The sequence below is a fragment of the Streptomyces sp. NPDC002623 genome (genome assembly GCF_053592635.1).
Genome location: NZ_JBSFWB010000013.1, coordinates 113,371 through 127,012, shown reverse-complemented (window position 1 = coordinate 127,012; position 13,642 = coordinate 113,371). Strand labels below are relative to the sequence as shown.

Sequence of the window (13,642 nt, the reverse complement as noted above, 5' to 3'; positions counted from 1 at the left end):
ACAGGGAGGGTTTTCATGGCTGTTCCGATCAGGACGGCGGTCGGCGCGCTCTGCGCCGGGCTGCTGGCCACACTCCTCACGACCGCGCCCGCGAGGGCGGAGCAGGACTCCGGTGCGCACCAGCGCGCGTGGACCGTGTCCGCGGCGGCACACGCGCCGCGGGCGCAGATATCCCTGGACGACACCACCGGCTCGCTGAGTCTGACGGTGTCCCGTGACGGCCGCACGGTCCTCGAGCCGTCGCCCGTCGGCATCGTCACCGAACAGGCCGATCTCTCCAAGGACTTACGCTTCCTGCACCGCAAGGACCGCCGGATCGAGGAGAGTTACCGGGCGAAGTCCGGAAAGCGCCTCGACCGCAAGGTCCGTATGAACGAGACCCGGCTGTCGTTCGCCTCCGCCGCCGGAGCCCGGCTCGACCTCGTCGTCCGTGCCTCCGCCGACGGCGTCGCCTACCGGTACGTCCTGCCCGGCGGGTACGGAGACGTGCTCGGCGAGACCTCCGCCTTCAACCTGCCGCCGGACGCGAGCGCTTGGCTCAGCACCTACCGGGTCGACAACGAGGGCCAGTTCGTCCAGTACACCGCCGCGAGCGCCCCCACTGCCGCGTACTCGGAGCAGGCGCTCTTCGCCACGCCCGGCGGCTACACCCTGCTCGCCGAGTCCGACCTCACCGGCGCCTACTCCGGCGCCCGGCTCGCCCACGCCCAGGGCAGCGGCGGCTACCGGATCCAACTCGCCGACGAGCGGGTCCGCACCGACGGCCGGCTCGCCACCCCCTGGCGGGCGATGGTCACCGGCGATCTCGCGACCGTCACCCGGTCCACCTTCACCGACGACCTCGCGCCCGCCTCCGCGATCGCCGATCCCTCCTGGATCCGGCCCGGGACCGTGCTGTGGACCTGGCTCGCCGGCGGCCGCGAGGCCGGGCAGAGCCTGGCCGCGCAGAAGGCCTACGTCGACTACGCCGCCGAACGGAACTGGCCCTACGAGGCCGTCGACGCGGGCTGGTACTTCAAGACCGACGCCTGGGACACCACCGACCCGGACTGGCAGACGAGCAGCTGGATGCCGGAACTCGTCGAGTACGCGCGCGCCAAGGGCGTCGGGATCATCGTCTGGATCCACCAGCGCGACCTCGACACGCCCGAGGAGCGCGCCCAGTGGCTGCCCACGCTGGAGCGATGGGGCGTCAAGGGCGTCAAGATCGACTTCATGAACTCCGAGGCGCAGTCGATGCTCCGGTGGTACGACGCCATTCTCCCGGAGACCGCCGCCCACCATCTCATGATCGACTTCCATGGCTCCACGATCCCCAAGGGCATCCAGCGCACCTGGCCGCAGGTCATGACCCTGGAGGGGGTCGGCGGCGAGGAGAAGCGCACCAACACCGCCGCCCACCTCACCACCCTGCCGTTCACCCGTAACGTCATCGGTTCCATGGACTTCACCCCCGGCGCCTTCCAGCGCGTCGGCCTGCGTCCCAACTCCGACGCGGCCGAGGTCGGGCTCTCCGTCGCCTACGAGTCGGGCCTGCAGATGTTCGCGGGCACCCCCGGGTCGTACGACGAACGCCCGCTCGCCCGGGCCTACTTCGACCAGGTCCCGGCCGCCTGGGACGACACCCGGCTGCTCGCCGGGCAACCCGGGCAGGAGGCCGTGCTCGCCCGCCGCAGCGGTGACCGCTGGTTCCTGGGCGGGGTGTACGCCGGCGCGGCCCGCACCGCGCAGGTGCCGCTGTCCCTGGCGCCCGGGCGGTGGCTGGTCGAGACGATCCGGGACGGCGCCGACGGGCTCGTCCAGGACCGTCAGGTCCTGCGCGGCGGCGACACGCTGAGCGTCGACGTCGTGGCCAACGGCGGTTTCGCGGCCCTCGCCTGTCCGTGGCGGCCGGGCGTCACCACCTGCTACCGCTGACCCGGCTCGCCGCTCGCCCGGGACCTCATCAGGGGCTGGATCCGTGTGCCGAAGTTCTCGAGTCCTTCGAGGAAGTCGTCGAAGACCAGCATGATCCCCTTGGTCCCGGGCACCCCGGCGATCTCGTCGAGCATCCCCGCGACGGTCTCGTACGAGCCGACGAGCGTGCCCATGTTGAAGTTCACGGCGCCCTCGGGCAGCACGATGGTCCGGGCGGTGGAGGAGTCGTCCGCGGTCGTGTCCGTGGCCGACTCCCCCGCCATGTAGGCCAGCGCCGCGCGGTCGGCGTTGTCGTGGTAGTCCTGCCACTTCGCCCGGGCGGCTTCGTCGGTCTCGTCCGCGATGACCATGAACAGCGACAGCGCCCCGACGTCACGGCCGGTCTCCCGCACGGCGTCCATGAGCGTGGCCGTGGTGTCCGCGAACGCGAGCGGGGTGTTGACCCCGCTGCCCAGGATGAAGTTGTAGTCGGCGTGCTCGGCGGCGAACCTCATCCCGGTGCCGCTCTGCCCGGCGGCGACGATGTCGATGTGCCCGTTCGCCGGCCGCGGGGACAGCACACAGTCGTCCATCTCGTAGAAGTCGCCCTTGAAGGTGCTGACGCCGTCGCTCCACAGCTCCTTCAGCACGGTGACGTACTCGACGGCCCGGGCGTAGCGGTTGCCGAAGTGCTCGTCCCCGGGCCACAGGCCCATCTGCGCGTACTCGCCGGGAGCCCAGCCGGTGACGATGTTGACGCCGAACCGTCCGGGGGCGATGGAGTCGACGGTGGTCGCCATGCGCGCGACGATGGCCGGCGGCAGCGCGAGGATCGGGGTGGAGGCGTACAGCTTGATCCGCTCGGTGACCGCGGCCAGGCCCGCCATCAGCGTGAACGACTCGAGGCAGTGGTCCCAGAACTCGGTCTCGCCGCCGAAGCCCTTGAGTTTGATCATCGACAGGGCGAAGTCGAGTCCGTGCTCCTCGGCCTTCTGCACGACGGCCTTGTTCAGCTCGAAGGTCGGCAGGTACTGCGGAGAGCTCTTGGAGATGAGCCAGCCGTTGTTGCCGATGGGGATGAAGACTCCGATGTCCATGATCGGAGCGTAACCCGTGCGGCGGCACGCTACGCGGCGCACCTGTCGACAACTGCCTTCGGGGTCACGGGTGTTGTCGTACAGGGCGGCTCCGGGGACCGCAGGTGGAATCTGTGAAACAGGTTTCGGAACCGACCGGGAACGATAGGTTTCCCCCCATGAATGCACGACTCGCTCTGCTCGGCACGGTTGCCCCCGGTGTCACCGAGAGCGAGGTCTTCCGGCTGGCACTCCAGCACGCGGTGAGCGAGCTGGACGCGCTGGGCGGAACCATGCATCTGCGCGGTCCGATGTCCGCCCTGCGTCTGGTGTCCGCCGTCGGTCTGCCGCCCGCCCTCACCCGCCCCTGGGAGATCGTCGACCAGGAGGGACCGCTCGCCCCGGCGCGCGCCCTCCAGCAGGGCACCGGCGTGTGGGTGCCACGGCGCTCCGAAGGCCCCGGCGGCGGCGCCGGTCCCGTCGGGGCGACGGCGGAGGTGCCCTGGCCCGGCACCGGACTGGCCTCCCTGCCGGTGTTCAGCGGGAAGCGCAGTGTCGGCGCGCTGACCGTCCTGGCCGGCGAGCGCGGCGAACCCGAGCCGGAGCACTGGGACTTCCTGCGGGCCGTCGTCGACTGGACCGAGGACCGGATGTCCCAGGCGCCCCCGCCCTCCGGGCCCGGGCAGCCGGAGCCGAGCGCCGAGCATCTGCGCCAGGCCCTCAAGGAGGTCCAGGTCGGCTCATGGGACTGGGACGTCCGCAGCGGCGACCTGATCTGGGACGAGGCGGCGCTGGAGCTGTACGGCACGCTGCCCGCCGACTTCACCGGCAAGATCGAGAACTGGATGCGCATCGTCCACCCCGACGACCTGGCGCCCACGCTCGCGGCGGCCCAGCGCGCGATCCTCGGCCATACCGTCTACGAGGCCGAGTACCGGGTCCGCCGCCTCGACGGCACCTACGGCTGGACGCAGGCCCGTGGCCGGGCGACCTACGACGAGCAGGGCGAACCCCTGCGGATGGTCGGCGTGGGCTGGGAGAGCAACGAGTCCCGCACCGCCCGGGACGCGCTCGGCCGGGCCCTGCGGCACATGAGCGACGGCTTCCTGGCGGTGGACGACGCCTGGCGCATCACCTTCGCCAACCTGGAGGCGGAACGCCTGCTGGGCCTCTCGGAGGAGGAGTTGTTCGGGCGTCTCCTGTGGGACCTGCCCTCCGTGCGGGAGGCTCCCGACCTGGAGCACCGGTGCCGGGAGGCCGCGGCCAGCGAGAAGCCGGCCGGTTTCGATGTGGACATGCCTGACTCCGGGCGGCGGTTCCATCTGCGGCTGGTGCCCGGCCCCGACGGACGCACCCTCTACTTCACCGACGTCACCGAGAAACGGCGCCTGGAGAAGGAGCAGCGGACCGCCGAACGGGCCGCGGCCGAGCGCGCGGTCCGGATCGCGGAACTGACGACGGAGCTCGCCAAGGCGTCGACCTCGAAGGACGTGGTCGCCGCGGTCGCCCGGCGGGTGCTGCCGCCGTTCGCCGCCACCGGGCTCCTGGTGCAGGTCATCGAGGACGAGCGGCTGCACTACGTCGGAGCCGTCGGCTACCCGGACGACTTCCTTGAACGCATCAACTACCGCACCCGGACGCCCGGCGACCCCGCCTGGGAGGTCATCGCCTCCGGCGCCCCGCTGTTCCTGGCCTCGCCCCAGGAGCTGACCGCACGCGCACCGCAGCTGACCGGCCTGCCGCAGCGAGCCGGGAAGCAGGCGTGGGCGTTCCTGCCCCTCACCGCGTCCGGCCGCACGTTCGGGGTGTGCGTCGTGGCGTTCGACCGGCCGCGGCTGCTCACCGACGAGGAACGTGCCCTGCTGACCACGATCAGCGCCCTAGTCGCACAGTCCCTGGAGCGGGCCCGGCTCTACGACGCCGAGCACACCCGGTCCCGCGAGCTCCAGCGCAGTCTGCTGCCCCAGGAACTGCCCGTCCTGCCCGCGTGCACGGCCGCCGCCCGCTACCTCCCGGCCGGGCAGGGCGCGGACGTGGGCGGCGACTGGTACGACATCATCCCGCTCTCCGGCGGGCAGGTCGCGCTCGTCGTCGGCGACGTCATGGGCCATGGTCTGCCGGAGGCGGCCACCATGGGCCGGCTGCGCACCGCCGTGCACACCCTGGCCGACCTCGAACTGCCCCCCGACGAGATCATGGGGCACCTCAACGACATCGTCGGCGGCATGGGCGAGGCGTCGTACGCCACCTGCCTGTACGCGCTCTACGACTCCACGACCCGGGTCTGCTCGATCGCCCGCGCCGGGCATCCACCGCCCGCGCTGGTCCATCCCGACGGCACGGTGCACTTCCCGAAGACGGACGCCGATCCGCCCCTCGGCGCGGCCGAACCGCCGTTCGAGACCGTCGAGTTGGAGGTGCCCGAGGGCAGTCTGCTCGTGCTCTACACCGACGGCCTGGTCGAGTCGGCGAAGCGGGAGATCGACGAGGGCATGGCGGAGCTGGCCCGGATGCTGAGCACGGCGCACGCGGGCGGCGCCGTCAGCACCGAGGCGGATCTGGAACGCCTCTGCGACACCCTGACGGCAGGTCTGCTGCCCACCCAACAGCAGGCGGCCGACGACGCGGCGTTCCTCGTCGCCCGGCTGCACTCCCTGTCTCCCGACCGGATGGCCTCCTGGCCGCTGCCCGACGAGCCGATAGCGGCCGGCCGGGCCCGCCGTCACGTCCGCGAGCAACTCGCCGTCTGGGACCTGGACGACCTCGCCCCCACGACGGAGCTCCTGGTCAGCGAGCTCGTGGGCAACGTCGTCCGGCACGCCAGGGGCCCGGTGCGGCTGCGGCTGCTGTACGGGGCCGAGTTGATCTGCGAGGTGTTCGACGGCAGTCAGACGATGCCCCGGATCCGGCGCGCCGCGGAGACCGACGAGGGAGGCCGCGGACTCCAGCTGATCACGGCGCTCTCCGAACGGTGGGGCGCGCGCTACACCCCGACGGGAAAGTGCATCTGGACCGAACAGCCGCTCGTCTGCCCCAACGGCCCGGGCGGCCCGGACGGCCTGGGCGATCGGTCGCCCGAAGCACTGGAGTCCATGTTCCTCGACGCCGCGGACCTCGACGAAGGTCCCTAGGCTGGAGCCATGGTCACCACAACACCCGGTCAGCCGCCCCTGGTTGAGCACGACGAGCTCATCGCGGACCCGTACCCGGCGTACGCCCGACTCCGCGAGGCGGGCCCCGTCCACCGCATCACCGGAACGGACGGGCTGCCGGCCTGGCTGGTCACCCGGTACGACGACGTGCGCCGGGCCCTCGCCGACCCCCGGCTCTCGCTCGACAAACGCAACGCCAAGCCGGGCGGCTACCGCGGGCTCGCGCTGCCGCCGGCGCTGGACGCGAACCTGCTGAACATGGACCCGCCGGACCACACCCGGATCCGGCGTCTGGTGTCCCAGGCGTTCACCCCACGCCGCGTCGCCGCCCTGCGCGCACCCATCAGGGAGACCGCCGACGCGCTGCTCGACGCGATCGAACCGCTCGGCCACGCCGACCTGATCGCCTCGTACGCCGCGCCCCTGCCCATCGCCGTGATCTGCGATCTGCTGGGCGTGCCCCCGCACGACCGGCGGGACTTCCGGTCCTGGACCGACGCGCTGGTCGCCCCCGACCCGGCGGAGCCGTCCCGGACGAAGCAGGCCGTGGGCAGCATGCTGGCGTTCTTCACCCGGCTCATCGCCGACAAGCGGAGCAACCCGGCCGACGACCTGCTGTCCGCCCTGATCGCGGTGCGCGACGAGGAGAACGGCGAGGCGGACGGGGAGGCGGACGGCAAGGCGGACGGGGAGGACCGGCTGAGCGAGGACGAGCTGATGTCCCTCGCCTTCCTCATCCTCTTCGCCGGCTACGAGAACACGGTCCACCTCATCGGAAACGCCACCGTGGCGCTCCTCGGCCACCCCGACCAGCTGGCCGCCCTGCGCGCGGACCCCGGCCGGCTGGGGTCCGCCGTCGAGGAGCTGGCCCGCTACGACGGCCCGGCGCCGCTCGCCATCCGACGCTTTCCCACCGAGGACCTCACCATCGGCGGTGTCACCGTCCCCGCGGGCGAGACCGTCCTGCTCGGCCTCGCCGCCGCCCACCGCGACCCGGCCCGCTTCACCGATCCCGACCGGCTCGACCTCGGCCGCGACGCGACCGGCCACCTCGCCCTCGGTCACGGCATCCACTACTGCCTGGGCGCGCCCTTGGCCCGGCTGGAGACCGAGATCGCCCTCGCCGCCCTCCTCGACCGGTTCCCCCGGCTGTCCCTCGCCGTCCCCCCGGACGAACTGCGCCGCCGACCGGCGATGCGCGCCCGCGGCCTGCTGGCGCTACCCGTCACCTACTGATCGGGCGAGACCGGCGGACGGCTACGCGCACGACGCCCCGCCCTCCTCCCGCAGGGTCCCGATCTCCTTGCGGGAGGTGATGCCGAGTTTCGAGAACACCTTGCGCAGGTGCCACTCGACCGTGTGGGGGCTGATGAACAGCTGGGCGCCGATCTCGGGGTTGGTGAGCCCCTCGCCGGCGAGCCGGGCGATCTGCGCCTCCTGCGGGGTGAGGGCGGCCTGCGTCGCGGCGGTACGACGTCCGCGGACCTTCGCCCCCGTGGCCTGGAGCTCGCGTCGCGCCCGTTCCGCGAAGCCTTCCGCCCCCATGTGGCCGAGCATCTCGTGGGCGGCGCCCAGTTGGGCCCGCGCGTCGGCGCGGCGGTTCTCGCGGCGCAGCCATTCGCCGTAGAGGAGTCGGGCGCGGGCGGTGTCCATCCGCACCTGGGTGGCGCCGAGCCGCTCGACCGCCTCACGGTAGAGGGCGTCGGCGGCCTTTCCCTCGCTCACCAGGGCACGGGCGACGGCCGAGGCGCCCAGGGCCCAGTCCGTGCCGCCGGCCTGTGCCATGTCGCTGATCCTGCGGACCGCCTCGGCGGCGTCGGCCGGTCTGCCGAGCCGTGCCGCGGCCTCGACGAGCTCTGCCGTGGACTGGATCGACAGGCCGAGTTCCTGGGGGTTCTCGCAGCCGCGCCGGGCGGCCGCGAAGGCCTCTTCGTAGCGGCCCAGGCCGTTGTAGAGCACCGCCGCCGCCCATTGGGTGGCAGTGATCACCTTGCCGTCCCCGCGCAGCAGGAGGTCCTGGGTGATGGCGTCGATCGCCTGGCGGGTCGCGGGCTCCCGGCCCTTCCACGGCTCGACGACCAGTGCGCTGTAGTGCGCGAAGAAGCTGCTGCCGGTGGCCTCGCCGATCGCGGACGCCTCCACGACGAGGGAGTCGGCGCCCGCCAGATCGCCGGCGAAGACGCGATTCGACAGCCGCAGCAGGAGCGCCGACGGCAGCACGGACAGGGCGCCCGTCTCACGTGCCATGTCGACCAGCCGTGCCGAGAGCACGGACCAGGTGTCGAAGTCCCAGGTGCTGTGGGCCATCCGGCAGACCAGCGGGAGCCAGCCGAGCCCCTCCGCCCGCGAGACGTCGTCGGTGCGGAACTCGTTCAGCGTCCGGAGCACCAGCGGCGCGCCGACGGCGTAGCCCTCCGTGATCATCCTGGCGACGCCGTCCAGCAGCAGATCGTCGCGTGTCGGTGCGACCGGCGTCGGTGCGCTCAGCACGGCCTGGGCCACTTCGAGGACCCCGCCGTTCGGCAGCCGGCCGGCGGTGAGCGCCGCATAGATCGCGTCCCGGTAGGTCTCCCGGGCGATACGGGCGTCGAGCGGCCAGAGCCGCTTGGCCGCTTCCAGCATCAGCGGGATGCCCGCGCCGGCGCTCCGGGACGCGGACATGATCCGGCCGCGCAGCAGTTCGGACTGTGCGGCCTCCAGTTCGTCCAGGGCGCTCAGCTCCGCCGCGTCCGCGAGCTCTCGCGCGGCGTCGAACGCGCCGGCCTGGTACTTGGCCTGTGCCGCCGCCAACTGTCTGGTGCCCCGCCGTACGGGGTCGGGGGTCAGCTCGGCGGCCCGGTCGAGGAAGGCCGCCGCCGCGGCGACTCCGCCGCGCGCCTGGGCCCGGCCGGCCGAGCGCTCCAGCTCGGCGGCCACGCTCTCGTCGGGTCCCGCGGTCGCGCGGGCCAGATGCCAGGCCCGACGATCGGGGTCGAGCTCGGCGTCGGTCGCGTCCGCCAGGGCTCGGTGCACCTCGCGACGGTCGTACAGGTCCGCCGCGCGGTAGGCCGCCGAGCGCACCAGCGGGTGCCGGAAGCGCACCCAGGTGCCGAGTGTCATCAGCCCGGACGCCTCGGCGTCCACCGCTGCCGCCTCCAGGTCGATGCCCAGCAGTGCGGCCGCCCGCCGCAGCAGCGGCACGTCGCCGATCGGCTCGGCGGCGGCGGTCAGCAGCAGGCGTCGCGTCCCGGCCGGGAGCGACTGGACGCGGCGCAGGAAGCCCTGCTCGATCTGGCCCGCCAGCGGTTGCGCGTCGGGGTGCCCGAAGCCGCCGGCCAGCTCCGCCGTGGACAGTCCGCGAGGCAGCTCCAGCAGGGCCAGCGGGTTGCCGCGCGTCTCGGCGATGATGCGGTCGCGCACCCGCTGGTCGAGGGGGCCGGCGACGACCAGGTCGAGCAGGGTCCGGGAGTCGCTCTCGGTCAGCCCTCTCACCGGCAGCTCGGGGAGACCGGCGAGGATCTCGTCGGCGGTGGGCTCGCGGACGGCGAAGACGAGCAGGATCGATTCCGCAAGCAGTCGGCGGGCGGCGAACGCCAAGGTCTGCGCCGACACGTGGTCCAGCCACTGGGCGTCGTCGACGAGGCAGACCAACGGCTGGTCCCCGGCGGCGTCCGCGAGCAGACTCAGCGTGGCCAGGCCCACCAGGAACCGGTCGGGCGCGTTGCCCGCCCGCAGCCCGAAGGCCGTGCGCAGTGCGTCGCGCTGCGGCTCGGGAAGGTGGTCGAGTCCGGCCAGCAGGGGGGCGCAGAGCTGGTGCAGACCGGCGTAGGACAGCTCCATCTCCGACTGGACGCCGCCGGCACGGACGACGCGGCATCCGGTGGAGCGTTCCTGGAGGCGGTTCAACAGTTCGGTCTTCCCGATCCCCGCCTCACCGCGCAGGACCAGGACCGCGCTGCGTCCGCCCTTGGCGCCTTCCAGGAGGCCGTCCAGGGTCCGGCACTCGTCCTGCCGCCCGAGGAAGCCGACTCGTGGACCACGGCCCGTCATCGCAGCCTCCTCCTCACCGGTACCCGTTCGGCCACGGACCCGCCCACGCACGACCACGGAGCCGACCACGGCCTTCCCGGGGTGCGCGAGGGTGCGCCCCGGCGTCAGGCTGGTTGTCACCAGCCTTCGAGCCGCGGACCCCCGAACGAAGGAGCCGGTCGTGGACACGTACATCGCCCCTGCCGGACAAGTGCGCGAGCGGTCCGGCCACACGCCCGACCCGAGGGTCGGCGACCTGGAAGGGGCGACTTCCGTGTTCGTCCGCGACATACCGGGGCTGCTCAGGATCGCAGGCCGGATCGTCGGGAACGCGAACGAGGCCGAGGACGTCGTCCAGGAGGCGTGGCTGCGCTGGCAGGGCACCGACCGAACGGTCGTCCTGAATCCGTCGGCGCTGCTCAGGACGACGACCGCCCGGCTGGCGATCAATGTCGTCCAGTCCGCCTGGAGACGCCGGGAGTCCTGCGCGACTCCTTGGCTCCCGGAACGCACAGACATCCATGAGACCCCAGAAGTGCTGGTAGAGCAGCAGGACGCTGTCGAGGAAGCGGTTCTCCTCCTGATGGAGAGACTCACGCCCAGTCAACGGGCAGCCTACGTTTTGCGGGAGGGATTCGGCTACCCGTACGACCGGATCTCCGACCTCCTGCGCCTCACCGTCCCCAACACCAGGCAGCTGAACACCCGCGCCCACCAGCGGCTCGCCGCCGATCGCGGCAGGCGGCCGGTGGACGCCGCCGCGCATCGGCGTCTCGTTCAGTCGTTCCTGGCGGCTGCCCGGTCCGGGGACACCGCACAGCTGGAGGACGCCCTCGCCGCGGACGCCGCCCGCGACCGGTGCGGCCCCGCACGACCCGCCGTCCGGACGCCGTGCGGACCGCGTCCGGGGTAGGCCCCGCCGACGGGTCGGGCCGCAGCGGCGGGGCCCTACGCCCACGGGCGGGGCCGCTCTCAGCAGATCCGGGGCAGTTGCTCCCCGATCGGCAGGTCGACCACCCGGGTGCCGCCCAGCCCGGTCCGGGCCACCACCATGCCGGGATGCGCCGCGACCGCCTCACCGATGACGGCCGCGTCCGCGCCCAGCGGATGGGCCCGCATCGCCGCGAGGACGGCTTCGGCGTGCTCGCGCGGGACGAAGGCCACCAGCTTGCCCTCGTTGGCCACGTACAGGGGGTCCAGGCCCAGGATGGCGCAGGCGTTGGCCACGGCGGCCGGGACCGGGACGGCGCGTTCCCGGATGACGACCCCTGTTCCGGACGCCTTGGCGATCTCGTTGAGGGCAGCCGCCAGGCCGCCCCGGGTGGGATCCCGCAGCACGTGCAGATCCGGGGTGACCGCCAGCATGGCGTCGACCAGGCCGCCGAGCGCCGCGCAGTCGCTCTCGATCTCCACCCCGAACTCCAGGCCCTCGCGGACGCTCATGATCGCCACACCGTGGACGCCGACGGCGCCGCTGACGATCACCACGTCCCCGGGCACGACCCGCTGCGGGCGCAGATCGACGCCTTCGGGGACGAGCCCGATGCCCGCGGTGTTGATGAAGATCCCGTCGCCGTGTCCGGCCTCGACCACCTTGGTGTCGCCGGTGGCCACCTCGACGCCGGCGGTGCGCGCCGCCGCGCCCAGGGCCTCCGCGACCCGGGCGACCACGTCGAGCTCGACGCCCTCCTCCAGGATGAAGCCGCAGGACAGGTAGGCCGCGCGGGCGCCGCTCATGGCGAGGTCGTTGACCGTGCCGTTGACGGCGAGGTCGCCGATGCTGCCGCCGGGGAAGAACAACGGCCGCACCACGAAGGAGTCGGTGGAGAACGCCAGCCGTGCGCCGCCCAGGGACACGGCGGCGGCGTCGCCCAGCTGGGAGAGCACCTCGCCGCCGTAGGCGGGGGCGAAGATCTGCTGGACCAGTTCGGCGGAGAGGACCCCGCCGCCGCCGTGGCCCATGACCACCCGGGGCCGGTCGCGCAGCGGCGCGGGACAGGTCCACGCCTCGATGTCCAGGGCCGTAGCCGTGGCAGGGGCGGAGGCCGTGGCCGGGGCGGGGAGATCGGTGGTGTCAGACAACGGGGGTCGCCTCCCGGGCCTTCGCGGTGGGCAGGTCGAGCCGCCGGTAGAGGTAGTAGGCGGCGCAGGCGCCCTCGCTGGAGACCATGGTGGCTCCCAGGGGCGTCCGCGGGGTGCACAGCGTGCCGAAGGCCGCGCACTCATGAGGCTTGAGCAGCCCCTGGAGCACCTCGCCGGCGCGGCACTCGGCCGGTTCCTCGGTCCGGATGCCCTCGACCGAGAAGCGGTGCTCGGCGTCGTGGTCGCGGTACTTCGACGACAGTCGCCAGCCGCTGTCCGGGATCACCCCGATGCCCCGCCAGGCACGGTCGGTGACCTCGAAGACGTCCTCCAGCATGGCCTTCGCCGCCGGGTTGCCCTCCGGGCGGACGGCGCGGGCGTAGGCGTTGTCGACAGTGTGCTCGCCGCGTTCCAGCTGGCGCACGGTCCGGCGCACGCCTTCGAGGATGTCGAGCGGCTCGAAGCCCGTCACGACGATCGGCACCCGGAAGCGCTCGGCGAGCTCCGGATACTCCGCCATGCCCATGACGCTGCACACATGCCCGGCGGCGAGAAAGCCCTGTACCCGGCAGCTCGGCGAGGACATGATCGCCTCGATGGCGGGCGGCACCCGGACATGGGACACCAGCATGCTGAAGTTGCGGATGCCGAGCCTGTCGGCCTGATGGACCGTCATGGCGTTCGGCGGCGCCGTCGTCTCGAAGCCGATGCCGAAGAACACCACCTCGCGGTCCGGGTTCTGCTGCGCGATCCGCAGCGCGTCGAGCGGCGAGTAGACGACCCGTACGTCGCCGCCCTCGCCGCGGACCTGGAACAGGTCCCGGCCGGTGCCGGGCACCCGGAGCATGTCGCCGAAGGAGCAGAAGATCACGCCCGGCCGGGAGGCGATCTCCAGGGCCTTGTCGATGACCTCCAGCGGGGTCACACACACGGGACAGCCGGGCCCGTGGATCAACTCCACCTGGTCCGGGAGGAGTTGGTCGATGCCGTGCCGGATGATGCTGTGCGTCTGCCCGCCGCAGACCTCCATCAGCGCCCACGGCCTGGTCACCGTGGCGTGGATGTCGTCCAGGAGCCGGCGCGCCAGGTCCGGGTCCTGGAACTCGTCGATGTACTTCACTGGTTGCTCACCTCTTCCACCGGGCCCGCGCCCGCCTCCGCCCCCGCCGTCTCCCAGGGGTCGCCGAACTCCTCCTGGAGCAGGCCGAGTTCGGCGAAGAGTTCGAGGGTCTGCTTCGCCGACTCCTCGTCCAGCCGTTGCAGGGCGAACCCCACGTGGACGATGGCGTACTCGCCGACCTGAAGGTCCGGCAGGTACTCCAGGCACACCTCCTTGACCACCCCGCCGAAGTCGACGGTGGCCATCCGGGTGCCGTCCCGTTCCTCGATGTCCAGCACTCTGCCGGGTACCGCCAGGCACATGAGCCT

The 13,642-nt window shown here is 72.6% G+C and carries 9 protein-coding genes; 4 read left to right on the top strand and 5 right to left on the bottom strand.

The genetic code is table 11. The annotated features are described in order from the left end of the window. Positions 1 to 15: 15 nt before the first annotated feature. Complete coding sequence (locus ACWD4O_RS24300) at positions 16 to 1,917, top strand: glycoside hydrolase family 97 catalytic domain-containing protein (RefSeq protein WP_451282758.1); 1,902 nt, start codon at positions 16 to 18, stop codon at positions 1,915 to 1,917. Here ACWD4O_RS24300 and rutA read toward each other — a convergent pair. Further along, complete coding sequence (gene rutA / locus ACWD4O_RS24295; RefSeq protein WP_451282757.1) at positions 1,908 to 2,993, bottom strand: pyrimidine utilization protein A; 1,086 nt, start codon at positions 2,991 to 2,993, stop codon at positions 1,908 to 1,910. The two genes, ACWD4O_RS24300 and rutA, sit on opposite strands and share 10 nt — an antisense overlap. Before the next feature lie 158 nt (positions 2,994 to 3,151). Here rutA and ACWD4O_RS24290 point away from each other — a divergent pair, with 158 nt between their 5' ends. Both ACWD4O_RS24290 and ACWD4O_RS24285 read left to right on the top strand, forming a co-directional pair. Beyond that, a complete protein-coding gene (locus ACWD4O_RS24290; protein ID WP_451282755.1) occupies positions 3,152 to 6,103 on the top strand; it encodes a SpoIIE family protein phosphatase in 2,952 nt (983 codons plus the stop codon). A gap of 9 nt (positions 6,104 to 6,112) precedes the next feature. Further along, positions 6,113 to 7,360, top strand: a complete 1,248-nt coding sequence (locus tag ACWD4O_RS24285; RefSeq protein WP_451282753.1) for a cytochrome P450 family protein — start codon at positions 6,113 to 6,115, stop codon at positions 7,358 to 7,360. Positions 7,361 to 7,381: 21 nt separating this feature from the next. Here the strand turns inward: ACWD4O_RS24285 and ACWD4O_RS24280 are convergent, their stop codons facing one another. Beyond that, on the bottom strand, positions 7,382 to 10,153 hold the full coding sequence (locus tag ACWD4O_RS24280; protein ID WP_451282751.1) for an ATP-binding protein: 2,772 nt from the start codon (positions 10,151 to 10,153) through the stop codon (positions 7,382 to 7,384). Between the two features lie 160 nt (positions 10,154 to 10,313). On the opposite strand from ACWD4O_RS24280, the gene ACWD4O_RS24275 reads away from it, so the two are divergent. Further along, on the top strand, positions 10,314 to 11,045 hold the full coding sequence (locus ACWD4O_RS24275) for a sigma factor (RefSeq protein ID WP_451282749.1): 732 nt from the start codon (positions 10,314 to 10,316) through the stop codon (positions 11,043 to 11,045). Positions 11,046 to 11,104: 59 nt separating this feature from the next. On the opposite strand, the gene hypE is transcribed toward ACWD4O_RS24275, so the two are convergent. From hypE to ACWD4O_RS24260, 3 genes are read right to left on the bottom strand one after another with little or no spacing between them, the layout of a single operon-like run. Beyond that, positions 11,105 to 12,214 (bottom strand): hydrogenase expression/formation protein HypE, encoded by a 1,110-nt coding sequence (gene hypE / locus ACWD4O_RS24270; RefSeq protein ID WP_451282747.1) that lies wholly within the window; start codon positions 12,212 to 12,214, stop codon positions 11,105 to 11,107. Next, positions 12,207 to 13,334: a hydrogenase formation protein HypD gene (hypD, locus tag ACWD4O_RS24265; protein WP_451282746.1), complete on the bottom strand. Its 1,128-nt coding sequence runs from the start codon at positions 13,332 to 13,334 to the stop codon at positions 12,207 to 12,209. The genes hypE and hypD overlap by 8 nt, the downstream gene beginning before the upstream one ends. After that, positions 13,331 to 13,636, bottom strand: a complete 306-nt coding sequence (locus tag ACWD4O_RS24260) for a HypC/HybG/HupF family hydrogenase formation chaperone (protein WP_451282744.1) — start codon at positions 13,634 to 13,636, stop codon at positions 13,331 to 13,333. The genes hypD and ACWD4O_RS24260 overlap by 4 nt, the downstream gene beginning before the upstream one ends. Positions 13,637 to 13,642 lie beyond the last annotated feature (6 nt).

What these genes read in the sequence shown, in the direction of transcription:
- rutA (WP_451282757.1), bottom strand. Translation starts at nt 2,993, where the DNA reads ATGGACATCGGAGTCTTCATCCCCATCGGCAACAACGGCTGGCTCATC.
- ACWD4O_RS24290 (WP_451282755.1), top strand. Translation starts at nt 3,152, where the DNA reads ATGAATGCACGACTCGCTCTGCTCGGCACGGTTGCCCCCGGTGTCACC.
- ACWD4O_RS24280 (WP_451282751.1), bottom strand. Translation starts at nt 10,153, where the DNA reads ATGACGGGCCGTGGTCCACGAGTCGGCTTCCTCGGGCGGCAGGACGAG.
- ACWD4O_RS24260 (WP_451282744.1), bottom strand. Translation starts at nt 13,636, where the DNA reads ATGTGCCTGGCGGTACCCGGCAGAGTGCTGGACATCGAGGAACGGGAC.
- ACWD4O_RS24285 (WP_451282753.1), top strand. Translation starts at nt 6,113, where the DNA reads ATGGTCACCACAACACCCGGTCAGCCGCCCCTGGTTGAGCACGACGAG.
- ACWD4O_RS24300 (WP_451282758.1), top strand. Translation starts at nt 16, where the DNA reads ATGGCTGTTCCGATCAGGACGGCGGTCGGCGCGCTCTGCGCCGGGCTG.